The 17,067-nt window shown below is 55.9% G+C and carries 20 protein-coding genes; 9 read left to right on the forward strand and 11 right to left on the reverse strand.

All coding sequences use genetic code 11. The annotated features are described in order from the left end of the window. Positions 1-13 precede the first annotated feature (13 nt). Positions 14-1,657 (forward strand): chaperonin GroEL, encoded by a 1,644-nt coding sequence (groL, locus tag ABFV38_RS01880; RefSeq protein WP_023310114.1) that lies wholly within the window; start codon positions 14-16, stop codon positions 1,655-1,657. 65 nt (positions 1,658-1,722) lie between these two features. Here the strand turns inward: groL and iadA are convergent, their stop codons facing one another. From iadA to ABFV38_RS01895, 3 genes are read right to left on the reverse strand one after another with little or no spacing between them, the layout of a single operon-like run. Continuing rightward, positions 1,723-2,886: a beta-aspartyl-peptidase gene (iadA, locus tag ABFV38_RS01885; RefSeq protein WP_348958302.1), complete on the reverse strand. Its 1,164-nt coding sequence runs from the start codon at positions 2,884-2,886 to the stop codon at positions 1,723-1,725. Positions 2,887-2,896: 10 nt separating this feature from the next. Beyond that, positions 2,897-3,358: a YjiG family protein gene (locus ABFV38_RS01890; RefSeq protein ID WP_045909556.1), complete on the reverse strand. Its 462-nt coding sequence runs from the start codon at positions 3,356-3,358 to the stop codon at positions 2,897-2,899. Next, positions 3,339-4,001 carry a nucleoside recognition domain-containing protein gene (locus ABFV38_RS01895; RefSeq protein ID WP_048027835.1) on the reverse strand — a complete coding sequence of 221 codons (663 nt, stop codon included), beginning with the start codon at positions 3,999-4,001 and terminating at the stop codon, positions 3,339-3,341. Before ABFV38_RS01895 ends, ABFV38_RS01890 begins: the two co-directional genes overlap by 20 nt. Before the next feature lie 231 nt (positions 4,002-4,232). On the opposite strand from ABFV38_RS01895, the gene ABFV38_RS01900 reads away from it, so the two are divergent. Further along, on the forward strand, positions 4,233-4,586 hold the full coding sequence (locus tag ABFV38_RS01900) for a DUF4156 domain-containing protein (RefSeq protein ID WP_045909554.1): 354 nt from the start codon (positions 4,233-4,235) through the stop codon (positions 4,584-4,586). 65 nt (positions 4,587-4,651) lie between these two features. Here the strand turns inward: ABFV38_RS01900 and epmB are convergent, their stop codons facing one another. Continuing rightward, the gene (epmB, locus tag ABFV38_RS01905; RefSeq protein WP_348958304.1) at positions 4,652-5,680 is read right to left on the reverse strand and encodes an EF-P beta-lysylation protein EpmB; all 1,029 of its coding nucleotides are present in this window, start codon (positions 5,678-5,680) and stop codon (positions 4,652-4,654) included. A gap of 40 nt (positions 5,681-5,720) precedes the next feature. Between epmB and efp the strand changes: the two genes are divergently transcribed. From efp to ecnB, 3 genes are all read left to right on the forward strand, one after another. Continuing rightward, entirely contained in the window at positions 5,721-6,287 is a 567-nt protein-coding gene (gene efp, locus ABFV38_RS01910; protein WP_008502940.1) for an elongation factor P, read from the forward strand. A 57-nt stretch (positions 6,288-6,344) separates the two neighbouring features. Next, entirely contained in the window at positions 6,345-6,476 is a 132-nt protein-coding gene (locus ABFV38_RS01915) for an entericidin A/B family lipoprotein (protein WP_024907352.1), read from the forward strand. A gap of 108 nt (positions 6,477-6,584) precedes the next feature. Beyond that, positions 6,585-6,731 carry a lipoprotein toxin entericidin B gene (ecnB, locus tag ABFV38_RS01920; RefSeq protein ID WP_003025482.1) on the forward strand — a complete coding sequence of 49 codons (147 nt, stop codon included), beginning with the start codon at positions 6,585-6,587 and terminating at the stop codon, positions 6,729-6,731. 37 nt (positions 6,732-6,768) lie between these two features. Here the strand turns inward: ecnB and ABFV38_RS01925 are convergent, their stop codons facing one another. Continuing rightward, on the reverse strand, positions 6,769-7,368 hold the full coding sequence (locus tag ABFV38_RS01925) for a LuxR C-terminal-related transcriptional regulator (protein ID WP_348958305.1): 600 nt from the start codon (positions 7,366-7,368) through the stop codon (positions 6,769-6,771). A gap of 261 nt (positions 7,369-7,629) precedes the next feature. On the opposite strand from ABFV38_RS01925, the gene sugE reads away from it, so the two are divergent. Next, positions 7,630-7,947 (forward strand): quaternary ammonium compound efflux SMR transporter SugE, encoded by a 318-nt coding sequence (gene sugE / locus ABFV38_RS01930; RefSeq protein WP_008502938.1) that lies wholly within the window; start codon positions 7,630-7,632, stop codon positions 7,945-7,947. On the opposite strand, the gene ABFV38_RS01935 is transcribed toward sugE, so the two are convergent. After that, positions 7,944-8,474, reverse strand: a complete 531-nt coding sequence (locus tag ABFV38_RS01935; RefSeq protein ID WP_045909551.1) for a lipocalin family protein — start codon at positions 8,472-8,474, stop codon at positions 7,944-7,946. The two genes, sugE and ABFV38_RS01935, sit on opposite strands and share 4 nt — an antisense overlap. A 131-nt stretch (positions 8,475-8,605) precedes the next feature. Continuing rightward, positions 8,606-9,751, reverse strand: a complete 1,146-nt coding sequence (gene blaACT, locus ABFV38_RS01940; RefSeq protein WP_167214326.1) for an ACT family cephalosporin-hydrolyzing class C beta-lactamase — start codon at positions 9,749-9,751, stop codon at positions 8,606-8,608. Positions 9,752-9,883: 132 nt separating this feature from the next. Between blaACT and ampR the strand changes: the two genes are divergently transcribed. Then, on the forward strand, positions 9,884-10,759 hold the full coding sequence (ampR, locus tag ABFV38_RS01945; protein WP_063622718.1) for a LysR family transcriptional regulator AmpR: 876 nt from the start codon (positions 9,884-9,886) through the stop codon (positions 10,757-10,759). Positions 10,760-10,788: 29 nt separating this feature from the next. Here the strand turns inward: ampR and frdD are convergent, their stop codons facing one another. Genes frdD through frdA form a run of 4 tightly spaced genes read right to left on the reverse strand, consistent with a single transcriptional unit; the run spans position 10,789 to position 14,082 of the window. Further along, on the reverse strand, positions 10,789-11,148 hold the full coding sequence (gene frdD, locus ABFV38_RS01950; RefSeq protein ID WP_032662398.1) for a fumarate reductase subunit FrdD: 360 nt from the start codon (positions 11,146-11,148) through the stop codon (positions 10,789-10,791). Between the two features lie 10 nt (positions 11,149-11,158). Then, entirely contained in the window at positions 11,159-11,554 is a 396-nt protein-coding gene (gene frdC, locus ABFV38_RS01955; protein WP_348959402.1) for a fumarate reductase subunit FrdC, read from the reverse strand. Positions 11,555-11,564: 10 nt separating this feature from the next. Then, positions 11,565-12,299, reverse strand: coding sequence for a succinate dehydrogenase/fumarate reductase iron-sulfur subunit (locus ABFV38_RS01960; RefSeq protein ID WP_045909547.1), 735 nt, complete (start codon positions 12,297-12,299; stop codon positions 11,565-11,567). Beyond that, positions 12,292-14,082 (reverse strand): fumarate reductase (quinol) flavoprotein subunit, encoded by a 1,791-nt coding sequence (gene frdA, locus ABFV38_RS01965; protein WP_348958307.1) that lies wholly within the window; start codon positions 14,080-14,082, stop codon positions 12,292-12,294. Before frdA ends, ABFV38_RS01960 begins: the two co-directional genes overlap by 8 nt. Before the next feature lie 310 nt (positions 14,083-14,392). Here frdA and epmA point away from each other — a divergent pair, with 310 nt between their 5' ends. Beyond that, positions 14,393-15,370, forward strand: coding sequence for an elongation factor P--(R)-beta-lysine ligase (gene epmA / locus ABFV38_RS01970; protein WP_348958308.1), 978 nt, complete (start codon positions 14,393-14,395; stop codon positions 15,368-15,370). A gap of 178 nt (positions 15,371-15,548) precedes the next feature. Beyond that, a complete protein-coding gene (gene yjeM / locus ABFV38_RS01975; protein ID WP_045909544.1) occupies positions 15,549-17,048 on the forward strand; it encodes a glutamate/gamma-aminobutyrate family transporter YjeM in 1,500 nt (499 codons plus the stop codon). Positions 17,049-17,067: the final 19 nt, after the last annotated feature.

Genomic DNA, 17,067 nt, shown 5'->3' on the forward strand with positions numbered 1-17,067 from the left:
AGGAAATAAGAACATGGCAGCTAAAGACGTAAAATTCGGTAACGACGCTCGTGTAAAAATGCTCCGCGGCGTAAACGTACTGGCAGATGCAGTTAAAGTGACCCTGGGCCCGAAAGGCCGTAACGTAGTGCTGGATAAATCCTTCGGCGCGCCTACCATCACCAAAGATGGTGTTTCTGTAGCACGTGAAATCGAGCTGGAAGACAAGTTCGAAAACATGGGCGCGCAGATGGTGAAAGAAGTTGCCTCTAAAGCGAACGACGCTGCAGGCGACGGTACCACCACCGCGACCGTTCTGGCGCAGGCGATCATCACCGAAGGTCTGAAAGCCGTTGCGGCGGGCATGAACCCAATGGATCTGAAACGTGGTATCGACAAAGCTGTCGCCTCCGCTGTTGAAGAACTGAAAGCGCTGTCCGTACCGTGCTCTGACTCTAAAGCCATTGCTCAGGTAGGTACCATCTCCGCTAACTCCGACGAAACCGTGGGTAAACTGATCGCGGAAGCGATGGATAAAGTCGGTAAAGAAGGCGTGATCACCGTTGAAGACGGTACCGGTCTGGAAGATGAACTGGACGTGGTTGAAGGTATGCAGTTCGACCGCGGTTACCTGTCCCCATACTTCATCAACAAGCCAGAGACTGGCGCTGTTGAGCTGGAAAGCCCGTTCATCCTGCTGGCTGACAAGAAAATCTCCAACATCCGCGAAATGCTGCCAGTGCTGGAAGCCGTTGCGAAAGCAGGCAAACCGCTGGTTATCATCGCTGAAGACGTTGAAGGCGAAGCGCTGGCGACCCTGGTGGTTAACACCATGCGCGGCATTGTGAAAGTGGCTGCGGTTAAAGCACCTGGCTTCGGCGATCGCCGTAAAGCGATGCTGCAGGATATCGCTACCCTGACCGGCGGTACCGTCATCTCCGAAGAGATCGGTATGGAGCTGGAAAAAGCGACCCTGGAAGACCTGGGGCAGGCGAAACGCGTTGTGATCAACAAAGACACCACCACCATCATCGATGGCGTGGGTGAAGAAGCCGCTATTCAGGGCCGCGTAGGTCAGATCCGTAAGCAGATCGAAGAAGCGACTTCCGATTACGACCGTGAAAAACTGCAGGAGCGCGTAGCGAAACTGGCAGGCGGCGTTGCGGTAATCAAAGTCGGTGCTGCGACCGAAGTTGAAATGAAAGAGAAAAAAGCACGCGTTGACGATGCCCTGCACGCGACCCGTGCTGCGGTAGAAGAAGGCGTGGTTGCGGGTGGTGGCGTTGCGCTGGTGCGCGTTGCGGCTAAACTGGCTGGCCTGACAGCTCAGAACGAAGACCAGAACGTGGGTATCAAAGTTGCGCTGCGCGCAATGGAAGCCCCTCTGCGTCAGATCGTGTCTAACGCCGGTGAAGAGCCATCTGTGGTGGCGAACAACGTTAAAGCGGGCGAAGGTAACTACGGTTACAACGCTGCAACCGAAGAATACGGCAACATGATCGACTTCGGTATCCTGGACCCAACTAAAGTGACCCGTTCTGCTCTGCAGTACGCGGCCTCTGTTGCTGGTCTGATGATCACCACCGAGTGCATGGTGACCGACCTGCCAAAAGGCGATGCGCCTGACTTAGGTGCTGCTGGTATGGGCGGCATGGGCGGAATGGGCGGCATGATGTAATCATGTTGTTCTGAACCTCTCAGAACGAACCCCGGGCAGAAATGCCCGGGGTTTTTTATTGCGTGCTATTCGAAAGTCCCTTTGACGCACACGGCACCTTCACGCACCATCTGGCGCCCTTTGGCCCAGACGTCGCGGATCTGCAGGTCATCCGTCAGCACCAGGAAATCGGCATCGCATCCGGGCGCGATCCGGCCCTTATGTTCCAGACCGAGAAACGCCGCCACGTTTTGCGTAAACGGAAGAAGCGCCTCTTCCAGCGGCAACTGATGTCGGTTGACCAGCTGTTGCAGGGTTTCGAGCAGGGATTCGAACCCCGCTACGCCTATACCCACCAGATTGCCGCACTCGTCAAATTTCGGCTGGCTGCCGTTACCGTCAGAACTGAGCGTAAGCCGGTTAAACGGCACCTGCGCCTCGCGGGCCATCACGATGGCGCTGGCGGCATCAATCGGTTCGCTGATGCTGGTCGTGATGTCGATAAAGCCGCCTTCGCGGGCATAGTTCAGCGCGGCATGGAACAGCGCCTGGGCGCGGTTAACGTGGGTTGGCAGCAGTTTTACACGGGGAACGTCGGCGTTATGCAGGATGCTTAATAGCGGCTCCAGCAGCTTTGGGCTGTTGCCGAGGTGAAACACGGATATGCCCGCTTTGGCACCCAACAGCCCACCTACGCGAGACTGGGCAGCCATACTGGCGAGCTGGTGGTCTGCTGGCGCGGAAGAACGATGATCAGAGATTGCGCATTTCACGCCGATAATTTTGTCTATCAGCGCCACGTCTTTTTCTACGCTGCCGGTGATTGTCGGTGAAGGCAGCCCGTACGCGCCCGTCAGCATCCATGCGCTGATCCCTTCATGTTCGAGCGCCCGCGTTTTTGCCAGCAGCGATTCAGGATGGCGGGTTACACCGTCGGTGCCGAGCAGGCCCACAACGGAGGTGATGCCTGCGGCCACGAGTGCAGACAGGCGAACCTCTGGCGTGCGGGTGTGAGGGCCTGCCTCACCGCCGCCCCCAATCAAATGCACATGCTGGTCGATAAACCCCGGGCAAACCACCGCCCCGGCGAGATCGCTTTCCGGGCAGTCTGGCCTCGTTGTTCCCTGGCTCGATTTTTCGATCGCCACGATTTTCCCCGCAGCGATCAGCAGATCGCAACGTCCTTTATCCTCCGGAGCGAAGAGATGCGCGTTGCGGAAAAGATGGGGGGTCAGCACTGAAAAATCCATTTTTATCTCCTCAGAAGAGTAGCTGCATCACCCACATCGAGATCAGGGCATTAATGACGCAAAGAGTAATAATATGCGGATAATATTTTGGGTTCACGCCGGCGGTCCCCAGGCAGCGGCCGGTGTTTTGCACCGGATTGCCCATCAGATAGATGGCGGGTAGCAGGATGGTGGCATCGTGGCCGTTGAGCGTGCCGGCGGCGACCAGGCTGGCGCAGACACCCACGCCGCCCCCCATACTCATCACCGAGGCCAGAAGAACCGTTGCCGCCGCGCCCGGAAGGCCCCACAGCGCCATAATCGGCTCACATAGTTTGCCGACAATATCCAGCAGGCCGGTGACCTTGAGCGCCTGAATGATGACAAACGCCATGACGACGTTCGGCAACAGGCTGGTGGTGGCGATGGTAAAGCCGCGGCGGGCGCCATCAATAAACATATCCATGATATTTTTACGCGGCTGGGCGATCATGTTCTTCCTCCTGAAGACGATTTTCCATGTGGGCGATCCACAGGCGCAGGATGTTCGCGCCAACAAACTTAAACACCAGAATGACGGCCAGCGGCGTAATTACCGGGACGGTAATGAAGGTGAAGAGCGCGGCACCGGAAGAAAAATAGTTGGTAATGATGGCGCTACCGCTGGTCTGGAAGGTGGCGAAAATAGCGCGCTCCTGGTCCGTAATCGCGCCTTCATCGGTTAACTCTTTGGTCATCCCTGCCGCCGCATCGGTGTTTTGCAGGTTGGCAATCAGCGCCAGGGAGCAAACGCCCGGCACACCAAGCAGCGGACGTAAAACAGGCGTCATAAGCTGCTGCGCGGCACGCAGCCCGCCCAGACCTTCGGTGACGGCAATAATACCGAGCGATAAAATGACCGAGGGAGCCAGCTCAAGGGCAAACAGGAAACCGTCTTTCGCCCCCGTACCGCCCGTTCCGCGAAACGTCAGGGCGCCGTTAACCGGGCCAAAGCTGCCGTTTAAGACGGTAAAGTCCAGCACGCGCCACCAGTCGGTGCTTTTTGCGAAAAAACCGGAGAAAAAAACGATGGTCAGCACAAACGCCAGATAGCCCACCCACGTCACTCTTTCCTCTCCTGAGGATGATGCACTCATGTAACCTCCTTTTCGTTGCGTACAAAAGTTGTACGTCGCATCACTAAAAACGATCGGAGAAGAAAACACGATATCCCAAAGGCCAATATCAGAATTCATTTAGGATATCAGGGAAGGGATGACTGGAATCAGGCCCGCAGAATTGCTCAACGTTTTTCTTTTGGTCATCTTTTAGGTATAAGATTTACACACGGACAACTACTGTCCAGCTTATTGAAAACGAGGAATAACATGCGCGTAAAAGTCTGTGCAGGGATTGTAGGGGCAGCACTGCTGCTGGCGGGGTGTAGCTCCAGCAATGAGCTGTCGGCAGCGGGCCAGGGCGTTCGCTTTGTGGAAGATAAGCCTGGCACTGAATGCCAGCTGTTAGGCACGGCAACCGGTGAGCAAAGTAACTGGATGTCAGGGCAGCATGGCGAAGAAGGCGGCTCAATGCGCGGTGCGGCGAATGCCCTGCGTAATCAGGCTGCGGCAATGGGCGGCAACGTGATTTACGGCGTAAGCAGCCCAACGCAGAGTATGCTGTCCAGCTTCGTGCCGACCGCCAGCCAGATGACGGGCCAGGTCTATAAGTGCCCGAACTGATGTAATGTACTGATGGCGCTGCGCCCGGCCCTGTAGGGCAGGTAAGCGTAGCGCCACCTGCCTTTTTAGTGCTGCCGCAGCTGCAAATCCAGCGGCGTCTTGCTCGGCTCTCCGCCAATCTCACGTGCCAGCTTCGGCACCATATAGCCTGAAACCATCGTTAACAGTTCGCGCATAATCTGCCGGGCTTCTTCATCCGTCACCATGAAATGCGCCGCGCCCTGTACGCGATCCAGCACGTGCAGGTAATACGGCATCACGCCTGCATCAAACAGGGCATTGCTCAGATCGGCCAGCACGCGGGCGCTGTCATTTACGCCGCGCAGCAGCACGCTCTGATTCAGCAGCGTCACGCCCGCTTTACGCAGTCGCGCCATCGCCGCGCAAAACGCATCGTCAATTTCGTTCGCGTGGTTAATATGATTCACCAGCAGCACCTGCAGGCGGGACTGCTCCAGGCGTGACACCAGGCCGTCGGTGATCCGTGCCGGAATGACAATCGGTAAGCGGCTGTGAATGCGCAGGCGCTTAATGTGCGGGATGGCTTCAAGCTGAGTCAGCAGCCAGTCCAGCTCATGATCTTTCGCCATCAGCGGATCGCCGCCGGAAAAAATAATCTCATCCAGCTCCGGATGGGCGGCAATATAGTCCAGCGCGACCTGCCAGTTGCGTTTATTGCCCTGATTTTCGGCGTACGGGAAGTGCCGGCGGAAGCAATAACGACAATTTACCGCACATCCGCCTTTGACCAGCAGCAGGGCGCGGTTGAGATACTTATGCAGTAAACCCGGCACCACGCTGTTCTGCTCTTCCAGCGGATCGGTGCTGTATCCCGGCGCAGTAATGAATTCATCCTGCGAAGTAAGCGTTTGTTTTAATAGCGGATCGTCGGGGTTGCCTTTCTCCATCCGCGCCACAAACGCACGGGGAACGCGCAGGGCGAAAAGGCGCTTTGCCTCGCGGCCTGCAAGCAACTCTGGGTGCTGATCGAGGTCTAAAAGACGCAGCAATTCATCAGGACTGGTGATTACATCGGCAAGTTGCGATAACCAATCTTCTCTGGACGGGGTGTTTAGGGTTACAATATGCGCCATTTTGTGGCTTAGCTACCAGTTAACAAATTTAGAGGGCCTTATGGCAACGTACTATAGCAACGATTTTCGTGCTGGTCTTAAAATCATGATGGACGGCGAACCGTACGCGGTTGAAGCCAGCGAATTCGTTAAACCAGGTAAAGGCCAGGCATTCGCACGCGTTAAGCTGCGCCGTCTGCTGACCGGTACCCGTGTTGAGAAAACCTTCAAGTCTACTGACTCTGCTGAAGGCGCTGATGTTGTTGATATGAACCTGACCTATCTGTACAACGATGGCGAGTTCTGGCATTTCATGAACAACTCCACTTTCGAACAGCTCTCTGCTGATGAGAAAGCGGTAGGTGACAGCGCTAAATGGCTGCTGGATCAGGCTGAGTGCATCGTGACCCTGTGGAACGGCCAGCCTATCGCGGTGACCCCACCAAACTTCGTAGAACTGGAAATCGTTGAAACCGATCCAGGTCTGAAGGGTGATACCGCAGGTACCGGCGGTAAGCCAGCCAAACTGTCTACCGGCGCAGTGGTGAAAGTGCCACTGTTCGTACAGACTGGCGAAGTGATCAAAGTGGATACTCGCTCCGGCGAATACGTGTCCCGCGTGAAGTAATTTACGTATGACTGAAGGCGCAGCGCCCGCTGCGCCTGATTTTTGCAGGCAGGGATGATGAAACGTACCGTTAAAATTCTGCTTCTGTTAGCGCTCTCCAGTGCATTACTTTCCGGCTGTAACACCACGCGTGGAATGGGACAAGATATCCAGGATCTGGGTCATATCATTTCTCACGCCGCCAGCTAAGTTCGTCTAATTTTCCTAAAAATGCGTCCTTTTCCGTCAACCGGCGGGATTTTGTCTATCCTTAAGTTGCTATACACAAAACAACTTTGGCTATAAAAGGAAGATATTATGGTTAAGAAGACAATTGCAGCGATCTTTTCAGTCCTGGTACTTTCTTCAGTGTTAACGGCCTGTAATACCACGCGTGGCGTCGGTCAGGATATTTCTGAAGGTGGTAGCGCAATCTCTGGTGCGGCAACAAAAGCTCAGCAGTAACGAATAAACGGTACGGGACCAGCCGGGTTTCGTACCGTCAGCTTTCTGATTCCTGCAGAGATAAGAACGGAGAAAAACGCGTATCCATATGTAATTTCATGCGGATATTGCGTTTATAGGTATAGACCGTTTTTCCATTGATACTCAGGTGAGCGGCAATTTTTTGATTGCTCGCGCCGTCCATCCACAATGTCAGCACCTTCTCTTCCTGACGGGTCAGCAAGGGGGCCGCCGCCGTTGGTCTGTCAACGCCTGCGCGCAAGCGTAATGCGTCGTTGATAACCGTCGCCACTTCTTTGAGACTGGCGTTTTTCAACAGTGACGACCACACCGGGAACTTCCCAAGCCAGTCGGTCATGCCGCTGTCCTCTCCCGACTGCAGTAAAATAAACGGTAAGCGTTCACTGGCGTTAAGCAGAGAGGAGAGCTGCTGAAAGTGGTGAATATCCTGCCTGAAGCCGTACAGGTCAGCGATGACCAGCGCAGGTTTCCATTGCAGAATGTGTTCTCTGGCAAGAAACAGATTATTCAGCCCGGTCACAACGTAGTGTCCCGGGAACAAACCGGAATGATTGAGCCATGCTTCAAACCCCGCGCGGGTGAAGTGACAACGGTCAATCAAAAGAATTTTGAACATATTTTATTCGCAGTCGGCTAGTGGTTTGGCTTCCTGCCATCAGAAAGCACATCATCATAGAGAAGTCGGATGAGTGCTAAAAGCCGGAACTCCGCGCCATACTGCGGCTATTTCTTGCCTTAACGTGTTCAGCAAAAAATGATTGAAAAAAAATAGCACGCTAACCACAATAGGGGGCGTAATCTCTGCCTTACGGGACGACCCGTAAGCGTTTCTTTCACCGGGGACGGCCCCAACTTGCATTAAGTTAAGGAGCCTGACATGTCCTGGATCATTCTTTTTATTGCTGGCCTGCTCGAAGTGGTATGGGCGATTGGTCTCAAGTATACCCACGGATTTACCCGCCTGACGCCCAGCGTCATTACCGTTACCGCCATGATCGTCAGTATCGTTCTGTTATCCTGGGCGATGCGCTCTCTGCCTGTGGGAACGGCTTATGCCGTCTGGACGGGTATTGGCGCGGTGGGAGCTGCCATCACCGGCATTCTGCTGCTTGGCGAGTCAGCGAGTCTGGCGCGTATCGCCAGCCTCGCGTTGATTGTGGCCGGGATCGTTGGGCTTAAGCTCAGCACCCACTAATGGGGCTGTTTTACCCAGATAAGTTTTGACACATCAAACCCTTGCCGGGTCGCGACGTCCAGCATCTGCTGCTTCATTTCGGGTGAAAGAGTTGGCGTGCGGGAGAGTATCCACAGGTAGTCGCGATCCGGCCCGCAGACCAGCGCGTGACGGTATTCTCTGTCGAGCGCGATCACGTTATAGCCGCCATAAAACGGGCCAAAGAAAGAGACCTTGAGCGCGGCCCGCCGCGGGTCGCCAGTGAAGTACGCTTTCCCAACCGACTGCTGCCACATCTCACGATCGGGATTATAGCCCCGGTTGATCACCTGAATACCGCCATCATCCATCGGACTGTAATTCGCAGTGACCTTCTCTAAGCCCTGCTCAAACCGATGGTCGAGGCGCGCGATTTCATACCATGTTCCAAGGAAGCGTTGTGCATCAAAAGGCGTGACGACGGTAACGCCAGGCGGTGGGGTAGGAGAACTGCAGGCAACCACTAAAAACGCGGCTGTCACCGCGGCGATAACAGGCAGAATGCGCATAGGAGTTTCCTTACTGTTTTTTGTTAAGTGTAGATGACAGCAGGAAAAATGCGGAAGAGTGTGCGGGGTATTTCGCCGCACACCGTGGATTTTGTAGGCCGGGTAAAGCGAAGCCGCCACCCGGCAATGTTTTACTGCAGCGCGTCGAGGATACGGTATGCCGCCTCAACGCGTGCCGGGTTCGGATAGCTTTTATTCGCCAGCATCACAATGCCGAGCTGCTTTTCAGGAATAAATGCCACGTAGCTGCCAAATCCGCCGGTAGAGCCCGTTTTATGGACCCAGGAGGCCTTAACCGGTGGTGCCGGTGGATTCACTTCTCTTGCAGGCAACGGCGCCAGCGCCACCTTATTGTCGCTGCCCCCGACCACCGTTTGGGCGTCGACCGGCCAGTTCAGCATTTCCCAGCCCAATCCTTGATACATGGCTCCCACGCGCCAGTAGCGAGACTGTGCCAGGGCAATACCGTGCTTAAGTGGGGAATCCTGAAGGGAGTCCGGCATCATGTTGACCATCACCCAGCTTGCCATATCCTGCACGTTGGTTTTTACGCCATAGGCTTCCGCGTCCAGCATCCCTGGCGAAACGTGGACCGCTTTACCGTCACGGTATCCCCAGGCGTAATGCGCCTCTTCCGCTTTCGGGACGTTAATCCAGGTATGGTCCAGCTTGAGCGGCTTAAAGACCCGCGTCGTCATGGCCTGCTCATAGCTCATGCCGGAGGGTTTGACCGCCAGCGCGCCAAAAAGACCGATGCTGGCGTTAGCGTAAAGACGTGTGGTGCCTGGCTTCCACTTTGGCTGCCAGTTTTGATAAAAGCGCAGCAGGGAGGCGGTATCCGTGACCTCATCCGGCACCTGCAACGGCAGACCGCCTGCGGTATAGGTTGCCAGATCCAGCATGCGAATGCCCTGCCACTGCTTGCCCGTGAGCTCAGGCCAGTATTTGGTCACCGGATCGCCCAGCGCTATTTCACCGCGCGCAATCGCATCGCCACCCAATACGCCGGTGAAGGTTTTACTTATCGAACCCAGCTCGAACAAGGTTTGCGGGGTGACGGGTTTGTTCGCTGCAACATCAGCTTTACCGAAGGTAAAGTAGTGCGGCTGACCCTGATAAATCACCGCCACCGCCATACCCGGAATGGCCTGCGCGTTCATCAGCGGCGTAACGGTGCGTTCCACCACCTCAGCCAGCTGTTTTTCGGACATCGGTGCGGCGAATGCAGCGCTGGCAACGCTGAGCAGCAGGGCACAGCTTAGGGTTTTTTTCATCATCAGTTATCTTCCGTAATAGCAGTTCAAGGGAGTGTCCGGGCCCGTCAGACCGCTGTAGTCTGTGAGATTTGACTGTGGCTGACAAACGGTTAAATTTAGCATTAGCTGTTAATTTTTCTAACGGACGAGACCATGACGCGCAGCTATCTTCCTCTTAATTCCCTGCGGGCGTTTGAAGCCGCCGCCAGGCACCTCAGTTTTACGCATGCCGCTATCGAGCTGAATGTCACCCATTCCGCGATTAGCCAGCACGTAAAGGCGCTGGAGCAGCACCTTAATTGCCAGCTGTTCGTCCGCGTTTCCCGTGGGCTGATGTTGACCACGGAAGGCGAGAATTTGCTGCCGGTACTGAATGACTCGTTCGACCGAATTGCCGGAATGCTGGATCGCTTTGCCAGCCAGCGCGCTCAGGAGAAGCTGAAAATTGGCGTGGTAGGTACTTTTGCTACGGGGATGTTATTCTCGCAGCTCGCTGACTTTCGTCGCTGCTATCCGCATATCGATCTTCAGCTGTCGACGCACAACAATCGCGTCGATCCGGCTGCCGAGGGGCTTGATTACGCCATTCGCTATGGCGGAGGGGCGTGGCACGGCACGGAAGCGACATTTCTCTGTTCTGCGCCGCTGGCACCGCTTTGCACGCCTGATATCGCTGCCGCGTTGCATACTCCTGCCGATATCCTGAAGTTTACCCTGCTGCGTTCTTACCGGCGCGACGAGTGGACCGCCTGGATGCAGGCCGCGGGAGAACACCCGCCTTCACCGACGCACCGGGTGATGGTGTTTGATTCGTCCGTGACCATGCTGGAAGCCGCGCAGGCAGGCGCGGGCATAGCGATTGCCCCTGTCGATATGTTTACCCACCTGCTGAACAGTGAGCGCATTGTGCAACCCTTTGCGACGCAGATTGACCTTGGCAGCTACTGGCTCACGAGGCTGCAGTCACGCGCAGAAACGCCCGCAATGAGTGAGTTTGCCCAGTGGCTGGTGGGGAAGATGCAGAAATAAAAGGCCCGCCGGATGGCGGGCCAGAGGCGTCAGAGGGTGACCACCGCAATCAGCGTCACCACGGTCAGGATGGTCGCCAGACCGTAGAATACCCATTTCCCGCTCGGTACATGGATTTTCAGGTCATGCATCGCATGGTGAATACGGTGCAGGCCACACCACAGCGGCAGGACGATCATCAGGAAGATGAACACGCGGCCGATAAAGCTGCTCGCGAACGCCAGTACGCGCTCGTAGCTCAGCGCATCGCCCGGGAACAGCCCCAGCGGCAGCATAATGCCGACCAGCAGAATGATGACGGGGGCAATGATGGCACTCCACATGCCGCCTGCGCCAAAGAGGCCCCAGAAGACCGGCTCGTCAGAACGTTTTGGATTTGGATTGATCACAATAGTCTCCTTACCAGAACAGTGCGACAAACAGAATGACCACGGTGACCAGAACCGTCACCGCCCAGAGCCCCTTAATCACCGGCTCTGGCCCCATTTTCTCGCCTTTTACAATGATGTTCGCCGCTTTTGGCGCCAGTTCAAACCAGGTTTTGGTATGCAGCAGCGCGGCCGCGAGCACGATCAGGTTCAGAATGACTATGATCGGGTTTTGCAGGAAACCGACGAAGCTGGCCCAGGTTTCCGGGCCATGCTTGAGGGCAAAAACGCCGTACATCAGCTCAAGGCTGAACCAGACTGCCGGTACCGCCGTGCCTTCACGCAGCATGTAGAAGCGATAAAACGGCAGTTTTTTCCACCAGGTGGACGGCACAGGCCGCACATAGGCTTTGCGTTTAGTCGTCATCATGCACTCCTTAGCGTGGTTTCAGGGTAGCGATAAGAAAGTCTTTCGAGCTTTCCACTTTACCCTGCTGAATAGCGGCGGCCGGGTCGACGTGCTTCGGACAGACTTCGGAGCAATAACCCACAAAGGTACAGGTCCAGACGCCGTTCTGGCTGTTAAGCTGCGCCATACGTTCTTTTTTACCGTGGTCGCGGCTGTCTTCGTTATAGCGGTGCGCCAGGGTTATGGCGGCCGGGCCAATGAACTCGGGGTTCAGGCCAAACTGTGGACAGGCTGCGTAGCAAAGACCGCAGTTGATGCAGCCGGAGAATTGATGGTATTTCGCCATCTGAGCCGGGGTCTGGGTGTTTGGCCCCTGATCCGGCGTGCGCGGGTTGCCGATGATGTAGGGCTTAATGGCTTCCAGGCTTTCGATAAAGTGGGTCATATCGACCACCAGATCGCGTTCAATCGGGAAGTTGCCCAGGGCTTCGACCTTGATGCCTTTGGTATAGTCACGCAGGAAGGTCTTACAGGCCAGCTTCGGCACCTTGTTGACCATCATGCCGCAGGAGCCGCAGATCGCCATGCGGCAGGACCAGCGGTAGCTCAGGTCTGGCGCCAGGTTGTCTTTGATATAGCCGAGCGCGTCCAGCAGGGAGGTTTGCTCGTCGTAAGGGACTTCATAGAAAGCACTGTGCGGTGCGGCGTCCACTTCCGGGTTGTAGCGCACCACTTCAACTTTGAGTGTTTGCATCTCAGCCATTCGCCTTCTCCTTCTTCTCGGCGGCTTCTGCTTCTGCACCGTACACGCGTTTAGCCGGTGGCAGCGTGGTGATTTTCACGTCGCTGTAGTCCAGACGTGTGGTGCCATCCGCATCGCGCCAGGCGAGCGTGTGTTTCAGGAAGTTGACGTCGTCACGCTCGGTACAGCCTTCGTCCAGACGCTGGTGGGCACCACGCGACTCTTTACGCGCCAGCGCAGAGTGCGCCATACATTCCGCCACGTTCAGGCCGTGGCCCAGTTCGATGGTATAGAGCAGGTCGGTGTTGAAAACGCTGGAGGTATCGGTGATGCGCATGCGCTTGAAGCGCTCCTGCAGTTCCGCCAGCTTGTCGACGGTTTTTTGCATCAGCTCAGGGGTACGGTAGATACCGCAGCCTTCTTCCATCGACAGGCCCATCTCGTCGCGGATCTTAGACCAGTTCTCGTTACCTTCCTGGTTCACCAGATCTTTCAGGCGTTTTTCAACGTCGGCGACCTGTGCATCCAGCGCGGCACCGTTGGCTTCGCCTGCGGTTGCCGCCCGCTCCATCGCGCGCTCGCCCGCCATGCGGCCAAAGACCACCAGCTCGGCCAGCGAGTTTGAGCCGAGACGGTTGGCGCCGTGCAGGCCCACGGAGGAACATTCACCGACGGCGAACAGACCCTTAATACGGGTTTCACACTGCTGGTCGGTTTCGATCCCGCCCATGGTGTAGTGCGCCGTTGGGCGTACCGGAATCGGCTCTTTCACCGGATCGACGCCGACGTAGGCTTTCGCCAGCTCGCAGATGAACGGTAGACGTTCCAGCAGTTTTTTCTCGCCCAGATGACGCAGGTCGAGGTAGACCACATCGCCGCGCGGCGTGGAGATGGTGTTGCCTTTGCGCCACTCGTGCCAGAAAGCCTGAGAGACTTTGTCACGCGGGCCGAGCTCCATGTACTTGTTCTTCGGCTCGCCGAGCGGGGTTTCCGGACCCATGCCGTAATCCTGCAGGTAACGGTAGCCGTTTTTGTTGACCAGAATACCGCCTTCACCGCGGCAGCCTTCCGTCATCAGAATGCCGGATCCTGGCAGACCGGTTGGGTGATACTGCACGAATTCCATATCGCGCAGCGGCACGCCGTGGCTGAGCGCCATACCCATACCGTCGCCGGTAACGATGCCGCCGTTGGTGTTATAACGATAAACGCGGCCCGCACCGCCCGTCGCCATCACCACCGCATTGGCGCGGATCTGGACGAGCGTGCCTTCCATCATATTCATCGCCACCAGGCCGCGCGCGTGTCCATCATCCACCAGAATGTCGAGGACGAAATGCTCATCGAAGCGCTGAATTTGTGGGAACTGAAGGGAGGTCTGGAACAGGGTGTGCAGCATGTGGAAGCCGGTCTTATCGGCAGCGAACCAGGTGCGTTCGATCTTCATGCCGCCGAAGCGGCGAACGTTGACGCTGCCGTCCGGACGGCGGCTCCACGGACAACCCCACTGTTCAAGCTGGGTCATCTCCGTTGGACAATGGTGCACAAAGTAGTCAACGACATCCTGTTCACAAAGCCAGTCGCCCCCTGCAACCGTGTCGTGGAAATGGTATTCAAAGCTGTCATGATCCTGCGCAACGGCGGCGGACCCTCCTTCTGCGGCCACCGTGTGGCTGCGCATTGGATAGACTTTTGAAATCAATGCGATTTTAGCGTTGGGATTAGCTTGCGCTGCAGCAATCGCAGCACGTAATCCAGCCCCGCCAGCGCCTATTACGGCAAGATCGGCCTGAAAAGTTTGCACGACATTCCTCCAGATTTTTGTTATTTCGCAACGCGACAAACTAAAGGTAGTTCACCCGTCCAAAAGGACGATTGCGAAAGCGTTTCCACTGCTCCTTTATGGGTAAAACAGTATAACCGTGTAGATGTCAGGGAAATTTGACGTGTTCGATTTTTTTGCTGTTCTGTCCGGCGATTTATCATTGAGATTGATGAATTGCATCACGCAATTGTTCACCTAAATGAAATGCGCTTTTTTACTGCGCAAAATTTGTCTCTGTCCCTGCTAACGAGTAGACTTCGTGCCCTTGTCTGAAATCGGAGAACAACTCATGAGCGAAACGGCCACCTGGGAGCCGAGCGCATCCATCCCTAATCTGTTAAAACGCGCTGCAATTATGACGGAGATTCGCCGTTTCTTTGCCGACCGCGGCGTCCTGGAGGTGGAAACCCCGTGCATGAGTCAGGCAACGGTAACGGATATTCATCTGGTCCCGTTTGAAACCCGTTTTGTTGGCCCCGGCCACTCTCAGGGCATGAATTTGTATCTGATGACCAGCCCGGAATACCACATGAAACGCCTGCTGGCGGCGGGGTGTGGTCCGGTCTATCAGCTGTGCCGCAGTTTCCGTAATGAAGAGATGGGGCGTTACCACAACCCGGAATTCACCATGCTGGAGTGGTACCGCCCGCATTATGATATGTACCGCCTGATGAATGAGGTAGACGATCTACTGCAGCAGGTCCTGGACTGCTCTGAAGCTGAAACGCTCTCTTATCAGCAGGCCTTCCAGCGCTATCTGGAAATCGATCCGCTGTCGGCGGACAAAACCCAGCTGCGGGAAGTGGCGGCAAAACTGGATCTGAGCAACGTGGCGGATACCGAAGAGGATCGCGACACGCTGCTGCAGCTGCTGTTCACCTTCGGCGTGGAACCGCAGATTGGCAAAGACCGTCCGACGTTTGTCTATCACTTCCCGGCAAGCCAGGCGTCACTGGCGCAGATCAGTACCGAAGACCATCGTGTCGCAGAGCGTTTTGAGGTCTATTACAAAGGTATTGAGCTGGCGAACGGCTTCCACGAACTGACCGACGCCCGCGAGCAGGCGCAGCGTTTCGAGCAGGATAACCGCAAGCGCGCCGCGCGCGGCCTGCCACAGCAGCCGATCGATACCAACCTGCTGGAAGCGTTAAAAGCGGGCCTGCCGGATTGCTCCGGCGTGGCGCTGGGCGTAGACCGTCTGGTGATGCTGGCGCTGGGCGCCGAGCAGCTGGGCGATGTGATTGCCTTTACGGTCGATCGCGCTTAAAGAATTGCCGGGTGGCGCTGTCGTTTACCCGGCCTACTCGGTCATTTGGCCCTGCCACATTAAAAACTGCCCTATTATCAATATACGGGTGTTTTTCTTAATTTGGCCTTTATAGCCACAATATTAGTCTGGTCTTCTGCTACCATCCGCGCAGTTTAATTCCGCTTTGGATGGTTCTATGTCCCACTCACTCAAAAAGATGACCCTCACCGGGCTCATCCTGATGATATTTACCTCAGTGTTTGGCTTTGCCAACAGCCCCTCCGCGTTCTATCTGATGGGCTATAGCGCGACGCCGTTTTATATCGTTTCTGCTCTGTTCTTCTTTATCCCGTTTGCGCTGATGATGGCGGAGATGGGCTCGGCTTACCGGAAAGAAGAGGGCGGGATTTACTCATGGATGAACAACAGCGTCGGCCCGCGTTATGCCTTTATCGGTACGTTTATGTGGTTTTCATCCTACGTCGTCTGGATGGTCAGTACGGCCGCTAAAGTCTGGGTGCCGTTCTCGACGTTTGTTTTCGGCGCCGATAAAACCCAGGTCTGGTCGTTAGCCGGGCTGAGCTCCACGCAGGTCGTCGGGATTCTGGCGGTATGCTGGATGGTTGTCGTGACGCTGGTGGCGTCTAAAGGTATCAATAAAATTGCCCGGATTACCGCCGTGGGCGGGATTTCCGTGATGTGCCTGAACCTGGTGCTGCTGCTGGTGAGTATCGCTATCCTGTGCCTGAACGGTGGTCATTTTGCGCAGGAAGTGAACTTCGTTTCATCGCCTAATCCAGGTTACCAGTCCGGGCTGGCTATGCTCTCCTTCGTGGTGTTTGCCATCTTCGCTTACGGCGGCATTGAAGCCGTTGGCGGTCTGGTCGACAAGACCGAGAACCCGGAGAAAAACTTTGCCAAAGGCATTATTTTTGCCGCCATCGTGATTTCCATCGGCTATTCGCTGGCGATTTTCCTCTGGGGGGTCAGCACCAACTGGCAACAGGTGTTGAGCAACAGCACCACCAACCTCGGGAACATCACCTATGTGCTGATGAAAAGTCTGGGGATGACGCTGGGGCAGGCGATGAACCTGACGCCGGATGCGGCGGCAACGCTGGGCATTTGGTTTGCGCGTATTACCGGTCTGTCGATGTTCCTCGCCTATACCGGCGCATTCTTCACGCTGATCTATTCGCCGCTGAAAGCGATTATTCAGGGTACGCCGAAGGCGCTGTGGCCTGCGCGCATGACCCAGCTCAACACGACGGGGATGCCTGCTAACGCGATGTGGATGCAGTGCCTGCTGGTATGTGCGTTCATTCTGCTGGTGTCATTTGGCGGCGATACGGCGTCTGCGTTTTACAACAAGCTGACCCTGATGGCGAACGTGTCGATGACCCTGCCGTACCTGTTCCTGACCCTGGCGTTCCCGTTCTTTAAGGCGAAGCAGGACCTTGAACGTCCGTTTGTGATCTTCAAAACCCGCGCGGCAACGCTGCTGGCCACCACGGTGGTGCTGCTGGTGGTGGCGTTTGCCAACATCTTCACCATTATTCAGCCGGTGATTGAGGCGAACGACTGGAACAGCGCGCTGTGGATGGTGGGCGGCCCAATCTTCTTCTCGCTGTTAGCGATGGGGATTTATGAGAATTACCGTCGACGCGCGACGGCGTACATCGCAGAAGTGGCGTAGCGGGAATATTCCCCTCCCG

The organism is Enterobacter cloacae complex sp. Mu1197, assembly GCF_040059225.1.
GTDB lineage: Bacteria > Pseudomonadota > Gammaproteobacteria > Enterobacterales > Enterobacteriaceae > Enterobacter > Enterobacter quasiroggenkampii.